Here is a 14,020-nt window from a genome sequence, read left to right as displayed (position 1 = left end):
CCAATGACTGCGCGGTGCGCGTGCTGCAGGCAGCCACCGGCCGCTCGCGCTTCATCTCGTTCATCGGTTCCTATCACGGCAATCTCTCCGGCTCGATGGGCATCAGCGGCCATACCGCCATGACCCACACGCTGCCCCGGCCGGGCGTGCTTCTGCTGCCCTATCCCGATCCGTACCGCCCGAATTTCAGCAGCGAGGACGTGCTTGCCCTGCTCGACTACCAGTTCGAGACCACCTGCCCGCCGCATCAGGTCGCGGCGGTGTTCATTGAGCCGTTGATGTCGGATGGCGGGCTGATCGTGCCGCCGCCCGGCTTTCTCAAGGCATTGCAGGAGCGTTGCCGCAGGCACGGCATCAAGATTGTCGTCGACGAGGTCAAGGTCGGGCTCGCTCGCAGCGGCATGATGCACTGCTTCCAGCATGAAGGACTGACGCCGGACCTCGTCGTCTTCGGCAAAGGCATCGGCGGTGGCTTGCCGTTGTCGGCCGTGATCGGCCCTAAGGGGATCATGGACCATGCGCCGGCCTTCGCGCTGCAGACAACCGCAGGCAATCCGGTGGCGACATCGGCCGGCAACGCGGTGCTGAAGACGATCGAGACGGACGGCCTGGTCGAGCGCTCGGCGCGGATCGGCATGCTGTTTTCCGACGCATTGCGGGCGCTTGGCGACAGACACGAGATCATCGGCGACGTGCGCGGGCGCGGGCTTGCCATCGGCGTCGACCTGGTCAAGGACCGCACGACACGTGAGCCGGTTGCGGCGGCGACCACGGCCAAGATCATCTATCGCGGCTATGAGTTGGGTGCAGCCTTCACCTATGTCGGGTTGAGGGCCAATGTGCTGGAGTTCATGCCACCGCTGACGCTGACGGAAGACGAGATGACCGAGGGCGTCGCGATCGTCGACCAGGCAATCGCTGACGTGAATGCCGGCAAGGTCTCGGATGCGGACGTCGCCTCCTTCATGATGTGGTGAACAAAAAAGGCGCCGCGCCGGGCTGCGACAGCGATTGTCTCGGCAGCCCCGGCTCATCGTTGTGCAACAATTATTCCGCGATACGCACGATCAGCTTGCCGAAATTCCTGCCTTCGAGAAGGCCGAGAAAGGCCTGAGGCGCATTTTCGATGCCGTCCACGATATCTTCCCTGTAGCGGACGCGGCCGGACGCTATCCATTCGGCCATCTCGCGATAGAAGGCCGGGCGCTGGTCGACAAATTCGCGCTGGATAAAACCCCTTATCGTCAGGCTGCGGTGCAGCACTTGCTGCATCAATGTCGGCAACCGGTCGGTGCCGGCATCCGCGATGACGTTGTACTGCGCGATCAGCCCGCAGACCGGCACACGCGCAAATTCGTTCAGCAGCGGAAACACCGCGTCCCAGACAGGACCGCCGACATTTTCGAAATAGATGTCGATGCCGCCGGGGCAAGCTGCCTTCAACTGCTCTGCAAAATCGTCGGCCCGGTGATCGACGACCGCGTCAAAGCCGAGCTCTTCTCGCACGAAGGCGCACTTTTCGGCACCGCCGGCAATGCCGACGGCACGCGCACCCTTGATGCGCGCGATCTGGCCAACGGCCGACCCGACCGCGCCGCTGGCGGCCGCGACGACGACCGTCTCGCCAGGCTTCGGCTGCCCGATGGTGAGCAGACCGGCATAGGCCGTAAAGCCCGGCATGCCGAGCACGCCGAGCGCGGTTGTTATGGGTGCAGCCGCGGGATCGAGCTTGCGCAGCCCGACACCGTCGGACAGGGCGAAACTCTGCCATCCGGAGTGGGACAGGACGATATCGCCTTCAGCAAATTCCGGATGGCGAGAGATCATCACACGCGCGACGGTGCCGCCTTCCATCACACCGTCGACATCGACCGGCTTGGCATAGGATTTGGTGGCGTTCATACGACCGCGCATATAGGGATCGAGCGACAGATAAAGGATCTGCAACAGCAGTTCGCCCTCTCCCGGCTGGTCAAGGTCAACCGTCTCGATGCGGAAATGATCCGGCTTCGGCCGGCCTTGCGGTCGCGCCGCGAGCACGATGCGGGTGTTGGACTGGATTGACATGGAGACCTCTCCGCGAAGGATGTTCTACTAGAAAAACCGGTTGGGCGGCCGCTTCAAGCCGAGATTCTCGCGCAGTGTCGACCCCTCATATTGCCGCCTGAAGATGCCTCGCCGTTGCAATTCCGGTACCACTTTCTCGGCAAAATCATCCAGCCCTGCCGGCAGGTAGGGAAACATGATGTTGAACCCGTCAGAGCCCTCGGCAACCAGCCATTCCTCCATCTCGTCGGCGATTGTTTCAGGCGTGCCGACAAAAGCAAGGCCGGAATAGCCGCCCAGCCTTTGCGCAAGCTGCCTGACGGTCAGGTTCTCCTCGCGTGCCAGTTCGATGACGCGCTCGCGGCCACTCCTGCTCGCATTGGTCTCGGGGATTTCGGGCAAGGGCGCGTCCGGGTCAAATCCGGACGCATCGTGTCCGATCGCGATCGACAGCGAGGCGATGCCGCTCTCGTAGTAGACGAGGCTGTCGAGCTTCGCCCGCCTGGCCTGCGCGTCCTCGACGCTGTCGCCGACAACGACAAAGGCGCCAGGCAGGATCTTGATGTCGTCACGCGAGCGGCCGAGTTTCTCCGCACGGCCTTTGACGTCGGCAAAGAAACGCTGTCCCGCCGCGATATCCGCATGGGCGGCGAAAATGACCTCCGCTGTCTCCGCCGCCAGTTGGCGTCCAGCCTCCGACGCGCCGGCCTGGACGACGACCGGCCAACCCTGGATTGGCCGGGCGATGTTGAGCGGCCCACGCACCGAGAGATGTTCGCCCTTGTGGTCGAGCACATGCAGCCTGGCCGGATCGAAATAGAACCCGCTTTCGGCGTCGCGGATGAAGGCATCGTCGGCAAAGCTGTCCCACAGGCCGGTGACGACATCGTAGAATTCCCGCGCCCGCCGGTAGCGCTCATCATGCTCGACATGCTCGTCGAGGCCGAAGTTCAGCGCCGCGTCAGGGTTGGACGTGGTGACGATGTTCCAGCCGGCGCGTCCACCGCTGATATGGTCCAGCGAGGCGAAGCGGCGAGCAACATGATAGGGCGCGTCGAACGTCGTCGATGCGGTGGCGACCAGCCCGATATGGTCAGTGACGGCGGCGAGCGCCGACAGTAGCGTGAACGGCTCGAACGAGGTGACCGTGTGGCTGCGCCGCAAAGCCTCGATCGGCATGTTCAGAACGGCCAGATGGTCGGCCATGAAGAAGGCGTCGAACTTCGCCGCTTCCAGGGTCTGGGCGAAGCGCTTCAGATGCGCGAAATTGAAATTGGCGTCGGGATAGGCGCCCGGATAGCGCCAGGCGCCGGTGTGCAGGCTGACGGGGCGCATGAAGGCGCCGAGGCGCAGTTGTTTTCGTGTCATGAAAGATGTTCCGCCGATCGATACAGTCGAGCACAGTGCTCGAATCCTTCTCAGGATCGGACGGTCAGCCCAACTCGGGAAGGTATTCTGTTCCGCTGCGCCGGGCTTTTGCAGCATTTCAGTTTTGCGCCTGATACCCCAGGACAAAAAAGGCCGGGCTCGAATACGGCCCGGCCAAAAAGAAGGTCAAAACCTTCAGAGGGGAACACCGTTCGGCGAAATGGGAGGAAACCGCCGAACGATTTTACCTTTTTGAGCTTATTTCCAAGCCTTGGCGACGAATGGCATTCCAAAAAACATGCCAAACGGCAAAAATTCGTGCCAGGCGACCGTCACGAACCCACCGTTCCAGTCTCCAGAAGATCGGCATAGTGGCGGCGTGCCACGTCGGGATGGGAACGCAGCCGGCTTTTGAGCACATTGGTGCCGACATCGCGGAACAAGGGGTTGTCGGGATCGCTTGCCGGTCCGCGCGCCTGCGCCGCCAGTTCCTCGGAAAGGCCGAGAAGCGGGATGGTCGCATCGAGCCGCGCGCTGAAGAAGAAGGGAACGGAAATCCGCTCGACGCCGGCAGGCGGCGTCACGACGCGGTGCACGGTGGCCCGCAGATATCCATTCGATGCGAGTTCGAGCAGTTCGCCGATGTTGACGACCAGCGTTCCGGGCAGCGGATCCACATTCACCCAGCTTCCGTCATATTCGACCTGCAGCCCCTTGTTGTCGTCCTGCAGCAGCAGGGTCAGGAAGCCGCCATCCTTGTGCGCGCCGACGCCCTGGTCGCCTTCGGTCGCGTCACGGCCGGGATAACGAACGATCTTCATACGATGGTTGGGCGAGTCCCGGTAGATCGCGTCGAAGGCGTCCTCGGGCTGATCGAGCGATAGCGCGAAGGCTTTCAACAGCCGAATCGCCACCGCGGTCGCCTTGGCCTGCCATGCAAGCAGTGCCGGCTTGAGCTCCGGCAGTGCAGGCGGCCACTGGTTCGGCCCCTGCAGCCGTGTCCACGGTGCAATTCCAGGTCCCTGCGCTATGGGCTGGCGCTCGACGCCGATGTCGAGTTGCTCACGCCAGTCGGCCGCGCCCTTGGTCAGTTCGCCACCGGCGCGGGTATAGCCGCGGAACTGCTGGGATTTGACCATTTCGATCGCCAGCTTGTCGGCCTCCGGCAGCGCGAAGAACCGGCGCGAGGCGTCGATCACGTCGTCGATCTCCGAGGCCGAAATTCCGTGGCCGCTGAGGTAAAAGAAGCCGACGTCCCGAGCCGCCGTGCGCAGGTCCAGGAGAAAGGTACGATACTCGGAAGCACCTTGTTCGAGACGGCTCAGATCGAGCACCGGCACAATTCTGGGCATGCTCAGGTTCCTTCTTTTCTCTGCCTTGGCTTAGGAGAAATAGAAGCGACCACCGGCAAGAGCTTCGAGAATGAATGCATCTCAAAGTGACACGCAAGGCGTGCCGATCAAAGCAACAGGAAGTCCAATCTGGCCCGAATGGAAGAACGTCAGCGCTGCATATTGTGAACTGCCGGCAAATAATTTCCCGACACGTGCTTTACCCGCCATGCCTCTCGTAGGCCGCACTTTCCAGTGCGACATCGTATAAGTCACAGCGGAAGCGCAACCGCGCGTGATCGCCTGTAAATCCGCCAGCCGACCGGCCGGAGCGCATTCAAGCCAGCTCGAACCGCTCGATGGCGCGCATGATGCCACGCAGCTCGGCGAGGCCTTTCAGCCGGCCGATCAGCGAATAGCCAGGATTGAGCCTGGTCTTGCCGATATCGTCGGCGAGCAGATGGCCATGGTCGGGCCGCATAGGAATGCGCCAGTCGGCGCGGCCTTCCCGACGGCGGCGCGCCTCTTCCTGCATCAGAGCCAGGATAACATGCGCCATGTCGGTGCCGCCCTCGAGATGCTCGGCCTCGTGGAACGAGCCGTCATCCTCGATGGTGATGTTGCGCAGATGGGCGAAATGGATGCGGTCGGCGAACTCCTTGACCATGGCGACGATGTCGTTGTCGGCGCGCGTGCCATAGGAGCCGGTGCAGAACGTCAGGCCGTTGGCGGGGCTGTCGACGGCGTTGAGGATGAAACGCGCATCCTCGGCGGTCGAAACGATGCGCGGCAGGCCATAGAGCGAGAAGGGCGGGTCGTCGGGATGGATGCACATGCGCACCCCCTCCTCTTCGGCCACCGGAATGATCTCGCGCAGGAACCAGGCAAGGTTGTCGCGCAGCTCCTTCGGTCCGATCGCATCATAGTCCGCCAGGGCCTCGCGAAAACTGTCCCTGTCATAGCTGCGCTCGGTCGCAGGCAGGCCGGTGATCAGGTTGCGCTCGATCCTGTCGATCGCTTCGCTGCTCAATTCCTTCAGCCGCGCTTCCGCCTCGGCAATGCGGGCGGGGGTATAGCCGGCCTCGGCATTGACGCGCTTCAGCACAAACAAATCGTAGGCCGCGAAATCGATGGCGTCGAAACGCAACGCATAACCTGTCGTTGGCAGCCGATAGGCGAGATCCGTGCGCGTCCAGTCGACCACCGGCATGAAATTGTAGCAGACCGTCGCAATGCCGGCCTTGGCGAGCGCGCGAATTGAGTCACGATAGTAGCCGGCATAGCGCTCGCGTTCCGGCGCGCCGATCTTGAATGAATTGTGGACCGGAATGCTCTCGACCACCGACCATGTCAGGCCGGCGGCCTCGATGACACGCTTGCGCTCCAGAATGCTCTCGAGCGGCCAGGCGCGCCCGTCATAGATATCGTGCAAGGCGCTCACCACGCCGGTCGCACCGGCCTGCCTGACATGATCGAGCGTTACCGGGTCGTTCGGTCCATACCAGCGCCAGCACTGTTCCATAGCCGCTTCCTTCTGCGAGAGGATGGCAACCTATTGTTGGACCACAATGGGTGTCAAACTAGGAACGGTTTCGGACAGCGAATGAAGGAGTTTTCCCAATGAAGGATTTCGACGGCAAGGTGGCTTTGGTGACGGGCACGACCGGGATTGGCCTCGCAACCGCCAGACGCCTCGCTGCAGGGGGTGCTGCGATCGTCGCCTGCGGCATCGACCGCGCGGCCAATACTGCGCTGAAAGCGGAACTGGAAAGCTCCGCAGCCGGGGCGCTGGTCATAGACGCCGACGTCTCCGTGCCCGATCAGGTTCGCGACGCGGTCGCGGCCGGCGTGGAGCGGTTCGGCGGCCTCGATATCATCGTCAATTCGGCGGCGGTGCATCCGTACGGAACCGCGACCAGCACCGATTTCGAGACCTGGAACAGGGCGATGTCGGTCAATGTCGGGTCCATCTATCTGACCGCACATTTCGGCATCCCGGAAATGGTCCGCATGGGCGGCGGCGCCATCGTCAACGTCGCTTCGGTGCAGGGCTTTGCCTGCCAGCAAAACGTCGCCGCCTATGCCACCACCAAGGGCGCCATCCACACGCTGACGCGTGCCCTGGCCCTCGACCATGCGCGCTCCGGCATCCGCGTCAATTCCGTCAGCCCGGGCTCGATCCGCACCCCAATCCTGGAGAAGGCCGCCCGCGGGCAGAACGGCACGGATGCCGATGTCGAGGCCGCCTACAAGCGCTTCGGCGAAGCGCACCCCATCGGACGCATCGGCGAGCCGGAGGAAGTGGCCGAACTCATCGCTTTCCTGTGTTCGTCGAAGGCCGGCTTCTGCACTGGCGCGGACTACAAGATCGATGGCGGCCTGACCGCCGGCATCGGCGTGAAGTAGATTGCGAAGATTGGGGCTTGTCCGTCACCGGGAGCAGCCAGCATCCGACAATTGGTTTGCCGATCTTCTTGCAGATCAATGCCCAAGCAAATTGAACACCGCACGGGCCACGCCGAACATGAAAGGGGGCGGTGCGATCGATGAAATAATAGGCATTGTTGCCGATTGACAAAAACATCAACAGGCGACCAAGATCATATGACCATCAACGATATTGGTCCCGAGGTTGCCCCTCGGCATTGGCGTAAAGGAGAGCCAGATGCCCCTTCAGCAGAGAGTGACCCATCGTCCTAAACAACGTCCCGCCGCTCCCATCCTCGCCACCGCACTGCTAGGTCTCGGCCTGATCACAGTGCCCGGCATCGGCCACGCCGACGGGATCACGCTCAAGATTTTCGGCGGCTCGGCGCTCGACGAACTCGCGCCGCGTCAACCGCCGGACGAGCAAAAGAAAATCCAGCAACAGGTCATCGACGGCTTCCTCAAGGCCAACCCCGACGTCGCCGCCGTCGAATGGGATGCCCAGGGGCCGCAAACCGATTCCATTCAGCGCGTGATGACCGCAAAACTTGCAAACCAGGAAATGGACCTGATCGCCTGCCCGGCCTTCTACACCAATGGCGCCTATGTCAGGCGCAAACTGGTGATGCCGATTGCCGACAAGATCAAGCCGTTCCAGGACAGGATCGACGCCGCTGCACTTGGCGCCTTCACGGTCAACGGCCAAGTCTACGGCGTGCCGATCTCGACGCTGTCGACATCGACGATCTTCTACAATGTCGATCTCTTTCAGAAGCTCGCCATTCCTGTCCCGCCAACCTATGACGACCTGAAGGCAGCCGTGCCGAAGTTCAAGACCGAGGGCGTGATCCCTCTGCTGCATCAGGGCTCGAACACCGTGATGTGGCCGATGTGGTACTTCGAGACCTTCTCGCAGGCCTCGGGCGACCCGGTCGGCAAGACGCAGAAGAACCTCGAGGGTACGGCCAAGTTCACCGACGCGCCCGATGTCGAGGGCTTCAAGCTGATCAAGCAATGGGTCGATGATGGCATCCTTTCCAAGGATTCGCTTTCCGTCGACCAGGACGGCATGCGTGCGGCGTTCGCCGCCGGCAAGAGCGCCATGTATTATGGCGGCACCTGGGAAATCCCGTCGCTCCAGTCGAGCGTCAAGGACTTCAAATGGGGCGTCTTCGCCTTTCCGAAAATGGACGGAACGCCGGGAGCGCCCGGCCATGGCGGCGGTGCCGACAACGGCATGTGCGTCGCCTCCTCGATCCCGCCCGAGAAGCTCGATGCCGCGGTCAAATTCATCGAATATCTGACACGGCCTGAAGTCGCGACGCTCTACCTCGCGCCGGAACAGCCGATCGCGGCCTCGATCAAGGGCGTGCCGCAGGTCGACGATGCCTATGCCGTCGAATTGCGCAAGCAAGCCTTCCCGAACACGATCAAGTTCCTCGACTGGATCTGGCCCTCGGAGGTCGCGAGCGCCACGTCTTCGGCAATCGCCGGCATCGTCGGCGGCACCACGACGCCCGAAGACGCCGCCGCATCGATCCAGACCATCTTCGATGACCTCAAGGCCCAGGGCAGCTGGCCGCCCAAATGAGGCCCTGAAGTAGCGCCTGCAAGCGAGCGCCCATCCAGCCGGGCTGATGTGCCAGGCAAGAAAAACAGAGGCTGCCTGCTTCGGGCAGCCTCGCCCATCGGAGAAAACACATGATGACACATCGCGCCGAACGGCAGCGCTTCTCGATCGGCTATCATCTGAACAGCTGGGACCTGACCGGCCTTCCGCTCAGGCCGGCCATCAAGTTTCTCGCCGACCAGGGCTTCGGCTGGTTCGAGATCCTCGCCTTCACCAGCCTGTCGGACCAGTACGCCCGCAAATACATGCAGCTCGGCAACCAGGCGCCGATGGGAGTGACCACCGACACCGACATCTTGCGGCGCTATGCGCTGCTGTCGGAAGGCCAGAGCGAGTATGGCATCAAGCTCTCCTCCTTCTACGTCAATGCGATCTTCACCAACCCTGTCGCCTGGCCTTATGAACGTGACGTGCTCGTCGCGCTGGCCAGGATGTTGAAGGGCTTCGGCTCACCGGTGCTGGTTCTCGGCGGCGGTCCCTCGGAAGCCGCTGCCGGGGCGCACACGGCCGACGACTACCGCGCCTTTTGCCGGGCGCTCGAGGATATCGGCAGGCGGACAAAGGACCTTGGCATCGAGACGGTCTATCACCCGCACCTCGACACCTTCATCGAGCGCCGCGACCAGCTCGACCGCATGATGGATGAACTGGATACCGACCTGGCCGGCCTGTGCATCGATCCGGCGCATCTTGCCCACACCAATTCCGATCCGGTCGACGCGGTCAGGACCTACATTTCCGCCGTGCGCTACATGCATTTCAAGGACACCAGGGTCGATCCGGCGTTGAAGGGCTATGACCGCTATGGCGCTTTCTGCGAGCTCGGCGCCGGGGTCGTCGATCTCGCTGGCATCGTCGACGTCCTGCTGGATGCAAACTACGATGGCCTCGCCATCATCGAGCTGGATGCGTCCAAGAAAACGGCAGAGCAAAGCACGCTCGAGAGCATCGCCTATGTCAGGGACACGCTCGGGCTGGTGCTGACCCCGCAAGGCGCGAAGGCCACATGAGCACGCGACCGCAAGAGGAGGCTCCTGTTTCGAGCCGATCCGGCACCTGGCGCTTCAATGCCGGGGACGGGGCGGTCGCATTCGTCATGATCCTGCCCGCCGCGATCCTCTTCGGTCTTTTCTACCTCTGGCCGTTCGTCAACGGCTTCTGGCTCAGCCTGCACAATTGGGACGGGTTTTCCGACCCGACCTGGGCAGGTATTTCCAACTACAAGCGCCTCGTGCACGATCGCATTTTCCTCGGTGCGCTGCGCAACAATTTGATTTTCGTCGTTGCCGTCGTGGTCCTGAAGAACGCGCTCGGCCTCGGGCTGGCGCTGCTTCTGAACCGGGCGCTGCTTGGCCGCGCCTTCTTCCGCGCCGCCGCTTTCGTCCCGGTGACGATGTCCTTCGTTGCCGTCGGCCTGCTCTGGTCCTGGATCTACAATCCCGTCTTCGGCCTGCTCAACAGCGGGCTCGATCTCATTGGCCTCGCCGGGCTGAAACGATCATGGCTCGGCGACGCCGACATCGCGCTCTACTCGATCATCGTCGTCGATGTCTGGAAATGGCTCGGCTTCCATGCCGTCATCTATCTGGCCGGGCTGCAGACGATCCCCTCGGAACTTTATGAATCCGCGAAAATGGACGGCGCCGGCCCCTTGCAGCGTTTCCGGCACGTCACCGTTCCGATGATGATGCCGATCATCTTCATCAACACCATCCTCGGCCTTTCCGGCGCCTTCGTGCGCAATTTCGACATCGTCTATGTCCTGACCAAGGGCGGCCCGAACCACGCCACCGAAGTGGTGCTCACCTACATGATGAGCAAGGCCTTCCAGGACGGCGCCATGAGCTACGCCGCGGCGATCGGCTATGTGCTGTTCATGATCGTCGGGCTGGCCAGTGTCGGCCTGCTGGCCCTGATGCGCAGGCAAAGGCTCGACGTCTGATGAGAGCAGCCGCCAACCCTCCAATTTCGCTGGACGATGGCGCCGCCGGCTCTCGCCGTCGCGGGCTCATGCAGCGCCTCGGCATGCGCGGCATCCTCGAACTTGGCGGCATCTATGCCGCGCTCGTCCTCGTGCTCTTCGAGACCGTTTATCCGCTGCTTTGGGTGCTGTTCGGTTCGCTCAAGACCAAGCAGGAAATGCTCAGCAATGTCTGGGGTCCGCCATCGAGCCTGGTGCTGCAGAACTATGCCGATGCCTGGCGGATCGCCGGCATGGGATCGCGCATCGTCAACAGCATCTTCGTCACCGGCTCGGCATTGATCATTCTGGTGGCCGTCGCGACGCCGTGCGCCTATGCGGTGGCGCGTCTTCGTTTCCCCGGACGCGGTCTTGTGGTCGCAGTCGCGGTTGCGGCCATGCTGGTGCCGCCGCAGGTGATGGCCATTCCGCTGTTCCTGGTGGCGCGCGATCTCGGCCTGATAAACAGCCGGCTCGGCATTGCCTTCATCTATGCCGCGACGTCGCTGCCGCTTTCGGTCTTCATCCTACGCAGCTTCTTCATCACATTGCCGGCCGACCTCGAAGATGCCGCGCGCATCGATGGCGCCAGCCGGCTCGAGATCCTGATCCACATCATGCTGCCCCTGGTGCGGCCGGGCGTTGCGCTGATCCTCATCTTCGGCTTCATCGAGATCTGGAATGATTTCTTCCTGGCCTTCCTGCTGTTGCGCGACCCTTCGGTGCAGACCATCCCGCTTGGACTGGTCAGCTTCTTCCAGCAATACGACTCGCTCTGGACGCTCTATTTCGCCGCGTTGACGATCACGACACTGCCGGTGATCGTCGTCTTTGTCGCCATGCAACGGCAGTTCATCGCCGGCCTGACAGCCGGCGCCGTGAAGGGTTGACATGCAGGATCGCGTTATTGGCGTCGGCGTCATCGGCTGCGGCGAGATCGCCCAGCTGATGCACTTGCCTTATCTGATGGAATTGCCGGCGTTTCGCATCGCCGCCTTGTGCGACATCTCTCCCGGCACGGCCGACAAGGTCGCGGAACATTATGGCGTCACTGCCAGATATACCGACCATCGCGCGCTGCTTGCCGACCCGAATGTCGATGCGGTCGTGATCTGCACCTACGATCATGGCGAGATGGTTGCCGATGCAATCCGCGCCGGCAAGCACCTGATCGTCGAGAAGCCGCTTGCCTTCACGCCGCAGGAGGCGCGCCCGCTGGTCGAGCAGGCCGAGCGGAGCGGCCTCGTCGCCCTTGTCGGCTACATGAAATTCTATGATCCCGGCTATGAGACCGGGCTGGAGCGCATCGCCGCCATCGGCCGGCCGAAGTCGATCCATGTCCACGATTTCGCCGGCCGCTTCGACCGTTATGGCCAACTCTACACGCAGACCAGGGTCACCGACGTGCCGGCCGATGTGTTGGCGGCGGGGCGCGAAACGGTCGCTCGGCGCATCGAGGCGGCGCTCGGTGTGGACCATGCCGGCTATCGCGATCTCTATCTTGTACTGCTCAGCCTCGCCAGCCACGACCTTGCCGTCATGCGCGGTGCTTTCGGCACACCCGACCGCGTCGTCCATGCACAGCAGACCGGCCCGAACCAGTTGCTGGCCGTGCTCGACTATGGCGGCGTCCCTTGCCTCTTCGACATGGCACTTGCCCAGTATGAATGGTGGGACGAGTGGATCCATGTGCATGGCGAGCGCGACGAGGTGCGGATCGAATTCCAGAACCCCTATTTCCGCAATGCCTCGGCGACTGTCCGGCTACGTGAAACGACAGGCGAGGCTGCATCCGAACGCGTTCTGCCTGGCGTTCCTGATACGTCGTTCCGCCGCGAGTGGCTGCATTTCGCCGATTGCATCCTTGCCGGCGCGAAACCGCGCACGCCGCTTTCGGGCGGGCTCGCCGATCTCGATCTTGCCATCCGGATTATCCAGGCAATGCCGCCGAAAAGACTTTAGCGAAATTTCGGAAACGCGCCGCCATCAGGGGCATTGGCCCAGCTCTGCAAGGTCTGGCCGCCGTCGATCAGCCAATCCACGCCTGTGACGTGCTTCGCCTCGTCGGAGGCCAGGAAAGCCACGGCGGCCGCGACATCGTCCGGCTGGCCGATGCGGCGCAACGGAATGCGGTCGGCGAAATGCTGAACGCTGCTCTTGAATTCGCCGTTGCCGGAAGCTGGCACGCCAAGCGTCGTCTCGATCACGCCGGGGCAGATGGCATTGACGCGTATGCCATAGGGCGCGGCATCGAGCGCCGCGACCCGCGTCAGGCCGACCACGCCGTGTTTGGAAGCGACATAGCCAGCTCCCCCCGAAAGGACGTCCCAACCGGCCATGGACGAGCCCATGTTGACGATCGAGCCACCGGTCCCGGCCTTGATCATCGCCCGAAGCGAAGCCTGCAGCACGAGGAAGATGCCGCGCAGATTGATGCGGATGGTCGTATCCCAGTCCTCGACCGGCAGGTCGTGAACGGGAGCGACGACGCCGGAAATGCCGGCATTGTTGAACACCACGTCGAGGCCGCCGAACGTCTCGACGGTCGCCTCGACGGCGCGCCGCACATCCGCTTCGTCGGTGACGTCGGCTTCGATGGCAATGGCGTTTTCACCCAGTGAGCGAGCCAGTTGCTGCGCCGCCGCGCCATTGCGGTCGACAATGGCGACCCGCGCGCCTTCGTCAAGGAAACGCCGCACCGCTGCGCTGCCGATCGCGCCGGCGCCGCCGGTGACGAGAACATTCTGTTTTTCGAACCGTTTCATTGTCCGGCCTCCGGCTTCGGATAGGAACGCCACGAATGGCTTGGCTCGAAGCCGATCGTTTCGCGCGCATGGATCGTGTCGAGCACGGCGCCGAAACCGGCGATCGGCCGTGACAGGGGGACATCAGGGTAGACCCGGCGCACGAGCGCTTCGGTTTCCTCTTCCATGAATGTGTCGGCGGCGCTCAGGACGACGCGCAGATGGCCGTCGCCTTGCCATTCAAGCGCCCGCAGGAAGCCCTGCCCGGCGTCGCGCGCATCGAGATAGGCCCACAGGTCGCGGGCACTGTCGGCAGTGGCGCGGCGCGGCCCGACGCCCTCGAAAAAAGAACCCGGCGTCTGGATCCACGGCATGCGGATACTGACCGCCGAAAAGGCGCCGCGGCGCACCGCCGCGTCGACGATTTCCTCGCCCAGCCATTTCGACAGGCCGTACGGGTCCTGCGCGCCGACCGGATGGTTCAGGTCGACCGGCAGATAGGGCGGTCGAACAG

At 62.9% G+C, this 14,020-nt stretch carries 12 protein-coding genes and 1 pseudogene; 7 read left to right on the top strand and 6 right to left on the bottom strand.

Annotation, left to right across the window (positions count from 1 at the left end):
* The coding region (locus tag EN906_RS07145) for an aminotransferase class III-fold pyridoxal phosphate-dependent enzyme (protein ID WP_127375114.1) at window positions 1–977 on the top strand (977 nt) is incomplete at its 5' end.
* A gap of 70 nt (window positions 978–1,047) precedes the next feature.
* On the opposite strand, the gene EN906_RS07140 is transcribed toward EN906_RS07145, so the two are convergent.
* The 4 genes from EN906_RS07140 to uxuA all read right to left on the bottom strand — a co-directional run bounded on the left by EN906_RS07140 (window position 1,048) and on the right by uxuA (window position 6,267).
* Window positions 1,048–2,067: an NADP-dependent oxidoreductase gene (locus tag EN906_RS07140; protein ID WP_127267233.1), complete on the bottom strand. Its 1,020-nt coding sequence runs from the start codon at window positions 2,065–2,067 to the stop codon at window positions 1,048–1,050.
* A gap of 27 nt (window positions 2,068–2,094) precedes the next feature.
* Window positions 2,095–3,414, bottom strand: coding sequence for an LLM class flavin-dependent oxidoreductase (locus tag EN906_RS07135; RefSeq protein WP_127267234.1), 1,320 nt, complete (start codon window positions 3,412–3,414; stop codon window positions 2,095–2,097).
* 332 nt (window positions 3,415–3,746) lie between these two features.
* Window positions 3,747–4,766 carry an isopenicillin N synthase family oxygenase gene (locus tag EN906_RS07130; RefSeq protein ID WP_127267235.1) on the bottom strand — a complete coding sequence of 340 codons (1,020 nt, stop codon included), beginning with the start codon at window positions 4,764–4,766 and terminating at the stop codon, window positions 3,747–3,749.
* A gap of 316 nt (window positions 4,767–5,082) precedes the next feature.
* On the bottom strand, window positions 5,083–6,267 hold the full coding sequence (gene uxuA, locus EN906_RS07125; RefSeq protein ID WP_127267236.1) for a mannonate dehydratase: 1,185 nt from the start codon (window positions 6,265–6,267) through the stop codon (window positions 5,083–5,085).
* A 98-nt stretch (window positions 6,268–6,365) separates the two neighbouring features.
* On the opposite strand from uxuA, the gene EN906_RS07120 reads away from it, so the two are divergent.
* The 6 genes from EN906_RS07120 (at window position 6,366) to EN906_RS07095 (ending at window position 12,724) form a co-directional block, all read left to right on the top strand.
* On the top strand, window positions 6,366–7,151 hold the full coding sequence (locus EN906_RS07120; protein WP_127267237.1) for an SDR family oxidoreductase: 786 nt from the start codon (window positions 6,366–6,368) through the stop codon (window positions 7,149–7,151).
* Window positions 7,152–7,410: 259 nt separating this feature from the next.
* Window positions 7,411–8,763: an extracellular solute-binding protein gene (locus EN906_RS07115; protein ID WP_127267238.1), complete on the top strand. Its 1,353-nt coding sequence runs from the start codon at window positions 7,411–7,413 to the stop codon at window positions 8,761–8,763.
* Between the two features lie 110 nt (window positions 8,764–8,873).
* Entirely contained in the window at window positions 8,874–9,812 is a 939-nt protein-coding gene (locus EN906_RS07110) for a sugar phosphate isomerase/epimerase (RefSeq protein WP_127271269.1), read from the top strand.
* Window positions 9,809–10,744: a sugar ABC transporter permease gene (locus EN906_RS07105; protein ID WP_127267629.1), complete on the top strand. Its 936-nt coding sequence runs from the start codon at window positions 9,809–9,811 to the stop codon at window positions 10,742–10,744. The genes EN906_RS07110 and EN906_RS07105 overlap by 4 nt, the downstream gene beginning before the upstream one ends.
* Complete coding sequence (locus EN906_RS07100) at window positions 10,744–11,652, top strand: carbohydrate ABC transporter permease (protein ID WP_127267630.1); 909 nt, start codon at window positions 10,744–10,746, stop codon at window positions 11,650–11,652. The genes EN906_RS07105 and EN906_RS07100 overlap by 1 nt, the downstream gene beginning before the upstream one ends.
* Window position 11,653: 1 nt before the next feature.
* Window positions 11,654–12,724: a Gfo/Idh/MocA family oxidoreductase gene (locus EN906_RS07095; RefSeq protein WP_127267631.1), complete on the top strand. Its 1,071-nt coding sequence runs from the start codon at window positions 11,654–11,656 to the stop codon at window positions 12,722–12,724.
* Here the strand turns inward: EN906_RS07095 and EN906_RS07090 are convergent.
* Together EN906_RS07090 and EN906_RS07085 are read right to left on the bottom strand one after the other, a co-directional pair.
* Window positions 12,721–13,527, bottom strand: a complete 807-nt coding sequence (locus EN906_RS07090) for an SDR family NAD(P)-dependent oxidoreductase (protein ID WP_127267632.1) — start codon at window positions 13,525–13,527, stop codon at window positions 12,721–12,723. The two genes, EN906_RS07095 and EN906_RS07090, sit on opposite strands and share 4 nt — an antisense overlap.
* A pseudogene (locus tag EN906_RS07085) lies at window positions 13,524–14,020 on the bottom strand (NAD(P)-dependent oxidoreductase); the annotation flags it as partial. The pseudogene EN906_RS07085 and the gene EN906_RS07090, both read right to left, overlap by 4 nt.

The organism is Mesorhizobium sp. M7A.F.Ca.CA.004.06.1.1 (assembly GCF_003999135.1).
GTDB lineage: Bacteria > Pseudomonadota > Alphaproteobacteria > Rhizobiales > Rhizobiaceae > Mesorhizobium.
The sequence above is the reverse complement of the archived record's forward strand: the minus strand, read 5'-3'. Positions and strand labels throughout refer to the sequence as shown.